The 13,443-nt window shown below is 70.8% G+C and carries 11 protein-coding genes; 3 read left to right on the top strand and 8 right to left on the bottom strand.

All coding sequences use genetic code 11. The features are described 5' to 3' along the window. Positions 1-112 precede the first annotated feature (112 nt). Positions 113-1,537, top strand: a complete 1,425-nt coding sequence (locus PG878_RS14590) for a virulence factor family protein (RefSeq protein WP_244672662.1) — start codon at positions 113-115, stop codon at positions 1,535-1,537. 406 nt (positions 1,538-1,943) lie between these two features. Here the strand turns inward: PG878_RS14590 and mprF are convergent, their stop codons facing one another. After that, positions 1,944-4,508: a bifunctional lysylphosphatidylglycerol flippase/synthetase MprF gene (mprF, locus tag PG878_RS14585; RefSeq protein WP_209031666.1), complete on the bottom strand. Its 2,565-nt coding sequence runs from the start codon at positions 4,506-4,508 to the stop codon at positions 1,944-1,946. 476 nt (positions 4,509-4,984) lie between these two features. Here mprF and PG878_RS14580 point away from each other — a divergent pair, with 476 nt between their 5' ends. Together PG878_RS14580 and PG878_RS14575 are read left to right on the top strand one after the other, a co-directional pair. After that, on the top strand, positions 4,985-5,677 hold the full coding sequence (locus PG878_RS14580) for a DUF998 domain-containing protein (RefSeq protein ID WP_209031667.1): 693 nt from the start codon (positions 4,985-4,987) through the stop codon (positions 5,675-5,677). Beyond that, the gene (locus PG878_RS14575; RefSeq protein WP_010342343.1) at positions 5,674-6,018 is read left to right on the top strand and encodes a RidA family protein; all 345 of its coding nucleotides are present in this window, start codon (positions 5,674-5,676) and stop codon (positions 6,016-6,018) included. The genes PG878_RS14580 and PG878_RS14575 overlap by 4 nt, the downstream gene beginning before the upstream one ends. 211 nt (positions 6,019-6,229) lie before the next feature. On the opposite strand, the gene PG878_RS14570 is transcribed toward PG878_RS14575, so the two are convergent. Genes PG878_RS14570 through PG878_RS14540 form a run of 7 tightly spaced genes read right to left on the bottom strand, consistent with a single transcriptional unit; the run spans position 6,230 to position 13,052 of the window. Continuing rightward, the gene (locus PG878_RS14570; RefSeq protein WP_209031668.1) at positions 6,230-7,306 is read right to left on the bottom strand and encodes an SAM-dependent methyltransferase; all 1,077 of its coding nucleotides are present in this window, start codon (positions 7,304-7,306) and stop codon (positions 6,230-6,232) included. Positions 7,307-7,327: 21 nt separating this feature from the next. Beyond that, positions 7,328-8,110, bottom strand: a complete 783-nt coding sequence (locus tag PG878_RS14565; protein WP_209031669.1) for a DUF1295 domain-containing protein — start codon at positions 8,108-8,110, stop codon at positions 7,328-7,330. Beyond that, positions 8,107-8,652, bottom strand: a complete 546-nt coding sequence (locus tag PG878_RS14560) for a DUF2878 domain-containing protein (protein ID WP_209031670.1) — start codon at positions 8,650-8,652, stop codon at positions 8,107-8,109. Before PG878_RS14560 ends, PG878_RS14565 begins: the two co-directional genes overlap by 4 nt. Next, positions 8,649-9,962, bottom strand: coding sequence for an SAM-dependent methyltransferase (locus PG878_RS14555; RefSeq protein WP_244663866.1), 1,314 nt, complete (start codon positions 9,960-9,962; stop codon positions 8,649-8,651). Before PG878_RS14555 ends, PG878_RS14560 begins: the two co-directional genes overlap by 4 nt. Beyond that, positions 9,959-10,828, bottom strand: a complete 870-nt coding sequence (locus PG878_RS14550) for a DUF1365 domain-containing protein (RefSeq protein WP_209031671.1) — start codon at positions 10,826-10,828, stop codon at positions 9,959-9,961. Before PG878_RS14550 ends, PG878_RS14555 begins: the two co-directional genes overlap by 4 nt. Then, positions 10,825-12,078, bottom strand: coding sequence for an NAD(P)/FAD-dependent oxidoreductase (locus PG878_RS14545; RefSeq protein ID WP_209031672.1), 1,254 nt, complete (start codon positions 12,076-12,078; stop codon positions 10,825-10,827). Before PG878_RS14545 ends, PG878_RS14550 begins: the two co-directional genes overlap by 4 nt. Continuing rightward, a complete protein-coding gene (locus PG878_RS14540; RefSeq protein WP_209031673.1) occupies positions 12,075-13,052 on the bottom strand; it encodes an acyl-CoA desaturase in 978 nt (325 codons plus the stop codon). The genes PG878_RS14545 and PG878_RS14540 overlap by 4 nt, the downstream gene beginning before the upstream one ends. Positions 13,053-13,443 lie beyond the last annotated feature (391 nt).

Below are 13,443 nucleotides of genomic sequence, written 5' to 3'. Positions count from 1 at the left end.
GGCGCAGGCGATGGCCCAGGTCCGGCGTACCCGGCATGAACCGCAGCGCGCGCCGCGCTTCGCGCCGCCGCCGTTCGGGATTATCTTTAACGCGCCTTTTCAGGATGGCTGGATGATGCAGAAGCGTGGCGGTTGGGTGTGGGGATGTGCACTGGGTGGACTGCTTGTGGCCGGCATCGCCGGTGCGGCGCCGGGCGCTGCGGCCGCCGCCGCGCCGAGCGCCGGTGCGCCGGCGACATCGCTGGAAAAGCTCAGCCATGGACGCTTCGAGCAGGTGCCGGTGCTGTTGCCCAAGGGCAATGCGAAGCGCGTGGTGTTGTGGTTCGCCGGCGGCAAGCACGCCGATGCCGAGCGCATGCGCCAGATCGAGGCGCTGCGCGACGACGGCGCGATGGTGGCGGTGATCGACAGCGCGCATCTGCAGGCGGTGCTGGCCAAGATCGACGGCACCTGCGGCTTCTCCGCCGGCGACGTGGAGAATTTTTCGCGCTACGTGCAGGCCTATTTCCACGTGCCGACCTACCACCTGCCGTTGCTGGTCGGCGACGGCGACGGCGCCGCGCTGGCCTATGCGGTCGCCGCGCAGGCGCCCAAGCATCTGCTGGCCGGCCTGCTGACCGAGGATTTCTGCCCGGTGCAGGTGCTCGACGACCAGATCTGCGGCGCCGGCATCACCGCGCCGGCGCGTGCGCTGCAGCCGACCGCGCTGCCGGTGCCGTGGCTGGCGGCGCTGGACGCCAAGACCCGGCGCGACCGCTGCACCCAGCAGAGCGATGCGTTCCTGCAGAAGGTGGCGCAGGCGCGGCAATTCCGCCGCAGCGCCAGCGGCGACGCGCTGCCGGGGCTGCGCGCGGCGGTGCGTTCGCTGGGCGACCGCCCCGGCGTCAGCCTGCCGCCGACCCCGGCCGACCTGGCCGGCCTGCCGGTGGTCGACGTGCCGGCCGCCGCGGGGGCGGGCGATGCCGACAACGGCAACGTGTTCGCGATCTTCGTCTCCGGCGACGGCGGTTGGGCCGGGCTCGACCAGCAGGTCGCCGGCGCCCTGGCCAAGGCCGGCATCCCGGTGGTGGGCGTGGATTCGCTGCGTTACTTCTGGAGCGAGCGCACGCCGCAGGGCTTCGCCACCGACCTGGACCGCATCTACCGCCACTACAGCCACCTGTGGCAGCGCGGACGGGTGGTGCTGATCGGCTTCTCGCAGGGCGCCGACGTGCTGCCGGCGGCCTACAACCAGTTGCCGGAGGCGATGCGCGACCAGGTGCAGCTCACCGCCTTGCTGTCGGTGGGCAAGACCGCCGACTACGAGTTCCATGTGTCCAACTGGATCAGTTCCGGCGACGACGGCCTGCCGATCGCCCCGGAAGTAGCGAAGATGCCGCCGGCGCAGACCCTGTGCATTTATGGCCAGGACGACGACGACGCGTTGTGCCCGGACCTGCCCAAGGGCGGGGCGCAACTGGTCAAGCTGCCTGGCGACCATCACTTCCAGGGCGATTACGCGACGCTGGCCAAGCAGATCCTGCAGCGGATTGATTGAAGGCCGGGATTGGGGATTCGGGATTGGCGGATTGGTCGCGTGACCGGGCTTGTCCGCTCGCATCGTCGTAGGAGCGGCTTCAGCCGCGACGCTGACGGCTGAAACGTCGGTCCCGCGAGGGGATAAGCGCCGCTCGCTGTCGCCCACTTCATGGTCGCCGGACCCTCACCCCAACCCCCGCTCCGCGCCCCGGCCCGCGCTTGCGGCGCGGGCGCTCCAGGGTGCGCGCGTCAGTGACCCGCAAGCCGCACCCTGTCGCCCCGATGGGAGAGGGGCTAGCGCTCTTCCTTCTCCCACCGGGAGAAGGTGCCCCGCAGGGGCGGATGAGGGTAGGGCGCGAAGCCTCCAAATGCCCGGCAGACGGGGCAGCCACGCAAATCCCAATCCCGACTCCCCCAATCCCGCCTCACTCCGGCTTGCGCGGATCCAGCGAGATCAACCGGGTGACGTCCAGCAGGGCGGCCGGCAGGTGCATGCCGCCGGGGGCGGCGAGGTAGCGGGTGCGCCAGGCGGGGGCGAACTTGGACTTGAAGCGGCGCAGGCCGGTGAAGCCGTAGAAGCGTTCGCCGTGGCGCACGATCAGGTTGCCGAAGCGGTTCCAGCGCCCGGCCAGGCGGTGCTGGGCCAGGCCCGACAGCGGCGCCATGCCCAGCGAGAAGCGCTTGTAGCCCTGGTCGCGGCCCCACAGGAACAGCTCGATGAACAGGAAGTCCATCGTGCCCTTCGGCGCGTCGGCGATGTGCCGCATCAGGTCCACCGACAGCTCGTGCCCGGCCGGGGCCTGCCACAGGTTGGCGAAGGCCACGACCTTGCCTTCGAACTCCACCACCGCGATCGGGAAGCGGCGCAGGTAGGCGGGATCGAAGCTGCCCAGCGAGAAGCCCTTCTCGGCTCCGGCCTTGTCCTCCAGCCATTGCTGCGAGACCTCGGCCAGCACCGGCATCAGCGCATCCACCGCGTCGGCTTCGACGATGCGGAAGCTCAGCCCGCTGCGCTTGCCGCGGTTCCAGGCCTGGCGCAGGTCGGCGCGGTCGCGGCCCTCCAGGTGGAAGCCCTCCAGCGACACCATCGCTTCCTCGCCGAGCTTGACCAGGGTCAGGCCCAGGTCCAGGTAGGTCTGCCAGTGCTGCTCGCCGACCTGGTAGAACACCGGGCGCAGGCCCATGCGGTCGGCTTCCTCGCGGAAGCGCCAGATCAGCGCGCGGGCCACCTCCGGCGTGCCGACCGGGTCGCCCATCGCCACCAGCGAGCCGCCGTAGCGCTGCATCATCACGAAACCGGGGCCGTCCTCGGCCTGCAGCAGCGCTTTGTCGCCGGTCAGCACCAGACAGGCCTGGGTGTCGGTGGCCTCGGCCAGCACCGGCGCCAGCGCGTCCAGTTGCGCGCCATCGGCCGGCGGCAACGGCGAGCGCGTGCTGTGCAGCAGGCGCGCCAGCCCGAACACCACCACCGCCACGCTGACCAGCAGCACCGCGCGCAGCGCACGCGGCGCGTTGGCCGAGGTGGCGAACTCCCACCACAGTTCGTTCTGGTATTCGACGTGGCTGTAGACGAAGAACAGCAGCCAGATCGTGGCGATCAGCACCAGGCCGAGGTTGCGCAGCCACGGCCACGACCAGGCCTCGTCGAGCAGCGCGCCCTCGCGATAGAACTCGCGGCGCGCGCCCCACAGGCCGACCGCCACCACCAGCGAGGACAGCGCCACCGACACGTGGCCGCCGCGCAGCCAGGCCGGCAACGGCAGCAGCACGCATATGCCGATCGCCAGCACCCAGGCGGCATGGCTGCGCCGCTGCAGGCCCTGGCCGATCAGCAGCAGCACCACGCCGCCGAGGCTGGCCAGCAGGTGCGAAGTCTCCATGATCGACAACGGCGCCATGTCCTGGCGGCGCTTGGGCGTGGGCAGGGTGCCGTCGATGACCAGCGCCGCGCCGACCGCGAACACCGCAAGAGCGATGATCTGCGGCAGCCACGGGCGCAGCGTGCGCCAGGCCACGCGCACCCCACCGGCACTGGCCGCCAGCGGCCGGCGCAGGCCGGACAGCGACGCCATCATCACCGACAGCAGCAGCGGCACCACGTAGTAGGTGATGCGGTAGATCAGCGCCGCCGCCAGCACCGCCGCCGGCGCCACGCCGGGCAGCAGCTTGAGCAGGCTCCACTCGAACACGCCCAGGCCGGCCGGCACGGTCGAGACCAGGCCCGCCACCACCGCGACCAGGTACAGGCCGACGAAGCCGATGTACTCGATCCCCGATTCGTTGGGCAGCAGCACGTAGAACGCGGCGCTGGCCAGGCCCAGTTCGACCACGCTCAGCGCGGTCACACCCAGCGTGGTGCGCCGGTCCGGCAGCCACAGTTCGTGGCTGCGCCAGCGCAGGGTGCGGCCGTCGCGACCTGCCAGCAGCAGCATCGTGGCGAAGCCGACCAGCAACGCGATGCCGATCGCGCGCACCGCGGTCGCGCCGACCGGCAGCGCCAGCGCCGCCGCGGCCGGTTCCAGGGTCAGGGCCAGCGCCAGCAGCAGCCAGGCGCCGAACACGAAGCCGAGCGTGCTCATCAGCACCACCTGGCCGATTTCGGCCAGGCTCAGCCCGACCCGCCCGTAGCCGCGCAGGCGCACCGCGCCGCCGGTCAGCGCGGCGAAGCCCAGGGTCTGCCCGACCGCATGCGCCAGAAACGCGGTGATGCTGATCCGCATCGGGTGCAGCTTGCGCCCGCTGCGGCGCAGGCCCACCGCGTCGAAGCCGATCAGGCAGGCATAGCTGCTCAGCCCCAGCAGCAGGGTCAGCACGATCTGTGTGAGGCTCAGCTGGTTGAAGGCGTGACGGATCGCACTGTAGCCATGGGTGCTGAATTCCGTGGCCAGCGCATGCAGCGCCAGGGCCAGGATCGCCAGGCTGGCCAGCACCGGCAGCGCACGGCGCCAGCCGGGCGTGGACGCGGGAGCGGAGGGCGCGGCGTCGGTCATTGCAGGCGGGCGGCGGCAAGGCGCCACGGCGCGCGGCGCACGGTGCGCGACGGGGCCGAAGCGGAACTGCGGGTGAGACGGAGACGGGCCATCGCGATACCGGTTGGAGGAAAACGTGTCACGAACATGGAATGGGCTGCGACGCGGAGGCTAGGGCGCGGTAGGTGGGATGCTGAGGCGAGGCGGGTTGCCACGACGCGCCGCGCGCCACATCCAGACAGGGCGGCGATCAGTGGCGCAAGACGTTCCCGCACGGACGCGCGTGGCGCCATCCGGGGCGGTACCGCGTCGCGTGCGCACTGCATCCTCCCTCATCACTGCCGTTCCTCCACCGCACATCGCACGCCCTAGGCTATACCGGCCGCGCCGGCGACGCGCATGATAGTGGAATCGTACGTCGCCACGGCGTCGGGACCGCGGCGGGGGGCGTGGCCGACGTGTGTGGCGACGGTCCCTGTCGGTTCCGGAGCCTGTCGATGCCGCTGTCCGCGTTTGCCCTTTCCGCGCCGCCGCGCTGGACGCGCCTGGCTGGTGCCGTCGCGCTGCTGCTGGCGCTGTTGTTCCTCGGCGTGGCGTTGGCGTTGCAGGTCCTGCGCGCCGATCTGCAGTGGCAGCAGGCCACGCTCAGTCAGTATCTGCATGGCCCCGGCGGCCTGGTACTGCGCACTGTCTACGTCCTGCTGGCGGCGGCTGTGATGGCCTTGGCGGCCGGGCTGTATGCGCAGTCGCCACCGCGCGCGCGCAGCGGCGCGCCGGTGCTGCTGTTCGGTGGCGCCGCGCTGGGGTTGTGCGGGGTGGCGATCGGCGACAGCTACCTGCCGCAGCGCGCGCCGCTGCTGGCGCCGCTGGTGCATGGGCTGTCCGCGCAGACCGCGTTCCTGTGCGCGACCAGCGCGATGCTGCTGCAAAGCGCATGGCTGCGCGGGCAGGCGGCGTGGAAGGGCCGCGCCGGGCCGTTGCTGCTGCTGGCGGTGCTGGCGTTCGCGGCCTTGTGGGTGCATGTGCTGTGGCGCGCGCCGCCGCGCGGGCTGACCCAGAAGCTGGCGATCGTGCTGATCCTGGCCTGGCTGTTGCCGGTGGCGTACCGCCTGTGGCGGCCGGCGCCTGCAGCCGCGGCGCAATCGCGCGACAATGGCGCGGTCTTCCCACTACAGGACAGCGCATCATGATCCAGCGTTTCGATACCGGCCCGCGCATGTCGGAAATGACCGTGCACAACGGCGTGGCCTACCTGGCCGGCCAGATCGCCGAGGACACCAGCGCCGACATCGCCGGCCAGACCCGCGAAGTGCTTGCCGCGATCGACCGGCTGCTGGCGCTCGCCGCCACCGACAAGAGCCGAATCCTGCGCGCCGAGATCTACATGACCGACCTGGCCGAGTTCGCCGAAATGAACAAGGTCTGGGAAGAATGGGTCAGCCCCGGCAACACCCCGGCCCGCGCCACCGTGCAGGCCAAGCTGGCCGACCCGGCCTGGAAGATCGAGATCGTGATTACGGCGGCCGCGTAGAGCCGGGAATGGGGAATCGAGAATGGGGAATGGGAAAGGCGGCAGTGCCGTCGTCTGGGCGACCGCGTGGAGCAGTCGCTTTAGCCACGATGGGTGTCACCGTTAAAGCCCGTCGCGGCTGATCACAGGTCCTTTGGTGCGCAGGTAATGCCGGAACTCGCGGGACGCCCATTCCCGTTTCCCCATTCTCCATTCCCGGCGCCCCAGCGCCTCAGCGCCGAACGAACCGGTAATGCGCCACGCCCCACTGCTGGCCCTGTTCGTAGCCGAACAGTTCCGCGCAGGCCATCCAGAACATGCGCCAGCGTTGCCACCAGATCTTGGCGTCGGCGCCGTAGGTGGCCTGCAGCACCGGCATCAGCGTGTCGCGGTGGCGGTCCTGGTTGTGCAGCCAGGCGTTGGCGGTCTTCTCGTAGTGCTGGCCGGACAGCAGCCAGCGGCGTTCGATCGCCAGGTCGTCCTGGAACTGCAGCAGGGTGTCGGCCGCCGGCATCAGGCCGCCGGTGAAGAAGTGCCGGCCCATCCAGTTGTCCTCGCCCTGCACCTCGAACGGGTAGGCCAGGTCGCGATGGCAGAAGATGTGCACGAACAGCCGCCCGCCCGGCACCAGCCAGTGGCTGACGCGCTTGAGCAGTTCGCGGTAGTTGCGCATGTGCTCGAACATCTCGATCGACACCACGCGGTCGTAGCTCTCGGTCGGCAGGGTCAGGGTGTTGGCGTCGTGGGTGATCACCTTGACGTTGCCCAGCCCGCGCGCGCGGCACTGCGCTTCGATGTGCTCGCGTTGCGGCCGCGAGTTGGACACCGCGGTGATGCGCGCGCCGGGGAACTGCTCGGCCATCCACAAGGTCAGCGAGCCCCAGCCGCAGCCCAGTTCGAGGATGCGCTGGCGGTCGCGCAACTGCGCGCGTTCGGCGTAGAGCTGCAGCATGCGTTCCTCGGCCGCGTCCAGGTCGGGCGTGGTCGCGTCCCAGTAGCAGCTGCTGTACTTCAGCCGCTTGCCCAGGCACAGCTCGAAGAAGCGCGGAGGCACCTCGTAGTGCTGGCGGTTGGCCGCGTCGGTTTCGATCGCGATGGCGCTCTCGCGCAGCGATTCGATCAGCAGGCGCTGGCGCTCCCAGGCCGCGTCGGCGCCGCCGGCGCGCTCCTCGCGCAGGCGCTGCGCGGACAGCCGGCGCATCGCCGCGCGCAGCATGGCGTCGGGCAGCAGGCCGGATTCGGCCAGGCGCGTGGCCAGCGGTTCGGCCGGCGTGGCGGGCGGGGAAGAGGTGGCGAAGGTGCTGGACATCGGCGGATCTCCTGGCGCGGCTCAGTGCCGCGGCGGCATGGGGAAGAAGGCGCTGGTGCTGCGCTGGTAGTCGGCGTAGTCGCGGCCGCGCGAGCGCAGGGCCTGCTGTTCGGTGTAGGGAATGCCGGTGACGCGGTACAGGAAAGCGAACATCAGCAGCGGCCCCAGCGCGGCCACGCCGACCCACAGCGCGCCGCTGCCCACCGCCAGAAACACGTAGGCGAACCAGTGCACGAATTCGAAGAAGTAGTTCGGATGCCGCGAATAGCGCCACAGGCCTTGGCGGCAGGTCTTGCCCTTGTTCGCCGGGTCGGCGCGGAATGCGGCCAGTTGCCGGTCGGCCAGGCTTTCCCCGCCGACCGCGACCAGCCAGGTGGCCACCGCCAGGGTGGTCCACACGCTCCACTGCGGTTGCGGATTGTGCGCGGCCACCGACAGCGGCACCGCGAACGCCAGCACCACCAGCGCCTGGCCGAGGAAGAACGCCAGGAACTTGCGCTGGTCGCCGTGCCAGTGCTCGCGCAGGGCGCGATAGCGGCCGTCCTCGTGCGTATCGCCGAACACGCGCACGCCCAGGTGCCAGGCCAGGCGCGCGCCCCACAGCCCGCCCAACACGGCGGTCAGCACACGCGGCAGCAGCGCGCCGTCGGCGCGCCAGGCGCAGTACACCGCGGTCAGCGCCATGCAGGCGGACCACAGCACATCGACCACGCCGGCATTGCGGGTGCGCCGCTGCCAGGCCCAGCCGGCGAGCATGACCAGCACGGTGAACACGCCCACATGCAGCAGCGGCCAGGCGTTCATCGCGCCGCTCCGGTGGCCGGCAGCGCCGGCATGGCGACGCTCAGGCGGCGCGTCACCAGGCTCAGCAAGGTCAGCGCCGCGGCCCAGCCGACGGCCAGCGCCAGCAGCGCCTGCGGCAACGGCTGCGTCAGCGTCACCGACTGCCAGCCGCGCGCGGCCAGCACATAGCCCAGCGGGCCGGCGGTGGCGCCGAACAGCGCCGCACGCCAGGGATGGCGCATCACCCAGGCCAGCGAATGCTGGAAGGTCAGCGCGAAGCCGGCCCACAGCGCCAGGATCCACAGCGGCGGCCACGGCGCCGGCGGCGCGGCGGCGTAGCGCACCCAGTCGCCGGCGCGCATGGCGGCATCCACGCCGGCGCCCAGTGGCAACGCCAGGGCGATCAGCGTGGCGTCGCCGCGGGCGCGGCGGCGCGGCCACAGCTGGTACAGCGCGAACAGCGCCAGCGCCGCCGGGCCGGCCCAGGCCAAGCCATGCGCGGCGCCGACCACCGCTGCCAGCCACAGCCCCTGCAGGGCGAGGTAGTTGATCAGGTTGCTCATGCGTCGCCCGCCAGCGCCGGCGCGAACTGCGCCGGCCGCGCGCGCGGCTTGCTCAGCCACAGGTGCACGTCGCCGATCGAGCGCTCCAGGAAGCCGCCCTCGCAGTAGGCCAGGTAGAACTCCCACATGCGGATGAAGCGTTCGTCGTAGCCGAGCGCGCGCACCTGCGGCAGCCTGGCCATGAAGCGCTCGCGCCAGGCGCGCAGGGTCAGCGCGTAGCTGGGGCCGATGTCTTCCAGGTTGAACAGGCGCAGGTCGCTGGCGCGGGCGATCGCCCCGGTCATCGCCGCCACCGAGGGAATGAAGCTGCCCGGGAAGATATGGCGCTTGATGAAGTCCACCGACGTGAGCGCCTGCGCGTAGCGGTGGTCCTCGATGGTGATGGCCTGGATCAGCGCCTGGCCATCGTCCTTGAGCAGGCTGCCGACCTTGCCGAAGTAGGTGTCCAGGTACTGGTGGCCGATCGCCTCGATCATTTCGATCGAGACCAGGCGGTCGTAGCGGCCGTCCAGATCGCGGTAGTCGCGCAGCAACACCTCGACCCGGTCCGACAGCCCGGCGGCGGCGATGCGCTGCCGGGCCAGTTCGTACTGCTCGCGCGAGATGGTGGTGGTGGTGACGCGGCAGCCATGGTGCTTGGCCGCGTGCAACGCGAAGCCGCCCCAGCCGGTGCCGATCTCGACCAGATGATGATGCGGCTGCAGGTCGAGCTTGGCGCAGATGCGCTGCAGCTTGCGTTCGGCGGCGCGCTCCAGCGCCGCCTCGCCCAAGGCGGCGTCGGCATCGCGGAAGATCGCCGAGGAATACATCAGGTTGCGATCCAGGAACAGTTCGAACAGTTGGTTGCCCAGGTCGTAGTGCGCGGCGATGTTGCGGCGGCTGCCGGCGCGGGTGTTGCGCGCGAACGCGTGCAGGCTGCGCATCGCCAGGCCACCGAGCCGGGCCAGGCCGGTCTCCATCGCGTCCAGGCGGTCGCGGTTGCGCACCAGCAGGCGCACCAGCGCGACCAGGTCGTCGCAGTCCCAGAGCCCGTCCATGTACGCCTCGCCGACACCGACGCTGCCGTTGAGCGCGGCCTGGCGGTAGAAGCGCGGGTCATGGATGCGCAGATGCGCCTGCAGCGCGTCGGCACCGGCGCCGGCGTCGCCCAGCGTGGTCAGCGTGCCGGCTTCCTCGATGCGCAGCTGGCCGTCGTGCAGGCCATCGAGCGTGGCGAGCAGGCGCTTCCGCAACAGGCGGTCGAGCCCGCGCAATGGCGGTGCGGCCGGGGTCAGCGCGGCGGCGGAAGAGGGCGCGTGCGGAGCGTTCATCGGCGTTCTCGCGGAAGGGAATGGTCGGGATGGTCGTGCACCGGGTTGCCGCGCAGCCACAGCCGCAGGGCCTGCCAGTGGATCTTGGCCATGACCTGCAGGGTCATCGCCGGATAGCGCAGCAACGCCTGCGCCAGGCTGGCGCCGTCGAGCACGCGGCGCTGCAGGACGAGGGTGGCGTCGAAACGCCGCCGCGTGGCGGCGGGCGCAGGATCGAGCACGTCCATGTGCACGCGCAGTTGCGCAGCGGGTTCGCTGAAACGCCAGGCGTAGGTATGCGCCATCGCCATGAACGGCGACACATGGAAACGCTTGGCGAAGCGCCAGGCGTGGGTGGTGCCATGGCTGTGCGCCTCGGCCATCGGCAGCACGTAGGCGTGGCGCTGCCGCCACGGCGTGTTGGTGATCTCGGCGACGATGCTGTGCAGGCGCTGCTGCGCGTCGTGGCAGTAGTAGAACGTGACCGGATTGAAGCAATGGCCGAAGTAGCGCAGGTGGGTGAGCATGCGCACCGGGCCGAGCGGGCGTTCGCCGGTGTGCTGCTGCACACGGTCGCGGACCGCTTCGTCCAGCGGCTGCGCAGGGTCGCCGAGATAGTCGCTGCGGCGGAATTCGGCCAGGTTGCGCCGGTTCACCGACCACAGCCAGCGCCGCGCGAACACCTGCTCCAGTTCGTCCAGGTCCAGGTACAGCAGGAACAGCGGATAGCGGAACGCCAGCGCCTTTGGCGCATAACGGCGGTGCCGCACCCAGCCGGTGTACACCGCACTGTGCAGGCCGTGCAAGGTCGTGCCCGCCGCCGCCGACGTTGTCGAGACGGCGCCAGCCGGCGGGGCGGGCACGGCAGCACGGCGCATCAGCGTCATGACCAGGGTACCCCCAGCGCCGCAGCCACGTCGACCGCACTGCGCAGGCCGTCCTCGTGGAAGCCGAAGCCCCAGCCGGCGCCGGCGAACCAGGTGTTGCGCTGGCCCTGGATCTCGCCCTTGCGCGCCTGCGCCGCCACCGATGCCTGGGTCTGGAGCGGATGCCGGTAGCGCATGCGCCGCAGCACCTTGGCCGGATCGATCGCATCGGTCCGGTTGAGGCTGACGATGAACGGCTGCGGCGCCTGCAGCGACTGCAGCGCGTTCATCCAGTAGCTGACCGTGCACGGCGCGTCCGGCTCGGCCGGCACGTGCGCGTTCCAGGCGGCCCAGGCGCGGCGGTCGCGCGGCAGCACGCGCGCGTCGGTGTGCAGCACGGTCTCGTTGTCCTGGTAGCCGATCGCACCGAGGATCGCGGTTTCGGCCTCGCTGGGATCGGTGAGCAGGCGCAGCGCGTCGTCGGCATGGCAGGCCAGCACCGCGTGGTCGTATTGCTGGGTGTCGGCATCGCAGGCGATGGCGACGCTACCGTGTGCGGTGCGCTGCACCGCGCGCACCTGCGTGCCCAGCCGCTCGCGCACGCGCCAGCGGCTGCGCAGCGCACGCACGTAGCTGTTGGAGCCGCCGCGCACCACCCGCCACTGCGGGCGGCCGCTGACCTGCAGCATGTGGTGGTTGGCCATGAAGCCGATCAGCTGGCGCATCGGGAAATCGAGGATCTGCCGCGACGGCGAGGACCACAGCGCCGAGGCCATCGGCACCAGGTGCGCGTCGCGGAACACCTCGGAGTAGCCGCGGCGCTGCAGGAAGTCGCCGAGGGTGAGCTGCGCCAGCGAGGCGTCGTGCAGCACCTGCGGCGCGTCCCGGTAGAACCGCCGCAGATCGCGCAGCATGCGCCAGAAGCGCGGCGACAGCAGGTTGCGGCGCTGGCAGAACAGCCCGTCGAGCGTGCCGGCGTTGTATTCCAGCCCGGTGCGTTCTTCGTGCACCGAAAAACTCATCGTGGTCGGCTGCGACTCCACCCCGAGCCGCGCGAACAGCGCGCTCAGCAGCGGGTAGTGCTCCGGATTGAACACGATGAAGCCGCTGTCCACCGCGTACTCCGCGCCGTCCAGTGCAATCGCATGGGTATGGGTGTGGCCGCCGAGATAGTCGGCCGCTTCGTACAGCGTCACTTCGTGGCGCTGCGACAGCAGCCACGCCGCGCCGAGGCCGGCGATGCCCGAGCCCACTACTGCGATCCGGCTCATCGGGCACGCGCCTGTGCGCGCACCAGCCCGGCCGGCACCGGCTTGAGCTCGCGGATCACGCGGGTCCACGACAGTGCCTTCAGGCCGTACCAGGTCAGGTCCAGTTCCCACCAGCGGAAACCCTGACGCGCGGCACCGGGGAAGAAATGGTGGTTGTTGTGCCAGCCTTCGCCGAAGGTCAGCAGCGCCAGCCACAGGTTGTTGCGGCTGTCGTCGCGGGTGTCGAAGCGGCGGCTGCCGAAGCGGTGCGCCAGCGAGTTGATGGTGAAGGTGGCATGGAACAGCGCCACGGTGGAGATGAAGAAGCCCCACACCAGCAACTGCGGGCCATCGGTGCCGAGCTGCGGCATGTGCTGCTGCAGCCACCCGCCGAGCAGGAACAGCGCCAGCGCCAGCAGCACCGGCAGCAGCAGGTCGAAGCGGTCGAGGAAGCGCAGTTCTGGGAAGCGGCGCAGGTCCGGGATCGCCTCCCAGTCGGTGCTGAAGCCGCGCGGGGTCAGGAACCAGCCGCTATGGCTCCACCAGAAGCCGTGCTGGCGCGGCGAATGCGGATCGGCCGGGGTGTCGGTGTGGCGATGGTGGTTGCGGTGGTGGGCGGCCCACCATAGCGGCCCGCGCTGCACGCAGGTGGCGCCGATCGCGGCGAACAGGAACTGCACCGGGCGCGAGGTCTTGAACGCGCGGTGGGCGAAATAGCGGTGGTAGAAGCCGGTGAGCGCGAACATGCGCACCGCGTACATCGCCACCGCCATGCCGACGGCGAACCACGACACGCCGACCCAGAACACGCCCAGGCACGCCAGGTGCAGGCCGATGTAGGGCGCGGCGCGCAGCCAGTCGATGCGGTCGGCGCGCGCCGGATCCAGTTCGATCTCGGCGCTGGTGTCGAACCAGCGGCGCAGGGTGCGCAGGATGCGGCCACGCGGCGCAGGCGGCGATGTGGAAGGGCTGGGTTCCGGAACGGGACTCGGCACAAGCGCGTCTCATTGGGGGACTTGGGAGCGATACGGGCGAAACCGGAAGACGGATGCACCCGCGTCGCATTTCCCCTGCACGGCTGCGGGCGCGGCATGGCGGCCACGACGGCGCAGCGCAGGCGTCGCACGAGTCGGAAGATCTGGCTGTCGTGCGGATGCGCGATGGCGGCGGCGATGTTGCCTGCGCACGAGTGGTGGGCGGGTGAATGCGCGCCGGGGTCTTGCAGATGAGCGCGGCACAGCCCGCCCGCGGCGCGTGCAAGGCACATGGAGCTGCCCCTCTCCCATCGGGAGAGGGGTTGGTGCGAGGGTACGGCGCGAAGCGCCTCGCGCATCCAACTCGCGCTACCGGACGCTGTACGAGGCTTCGCCCGTACCCTCATCCGCC

Source organism: Xanthomonas hawaiiensis (assembly GCF_031834635.1).
GTDB lineage: Bacteria > Pseudomonadota > Gammaproteobacteria > Xanthomonadales > Xanthomonadaceae > Xanthomonas_A > Xanthomonas_A sacchari.
The sequence above is the reverse complement of the archived record's forward strand: the minus strand, read 5'-3'. Positions and strand labels throughout refer to the sequence as shown.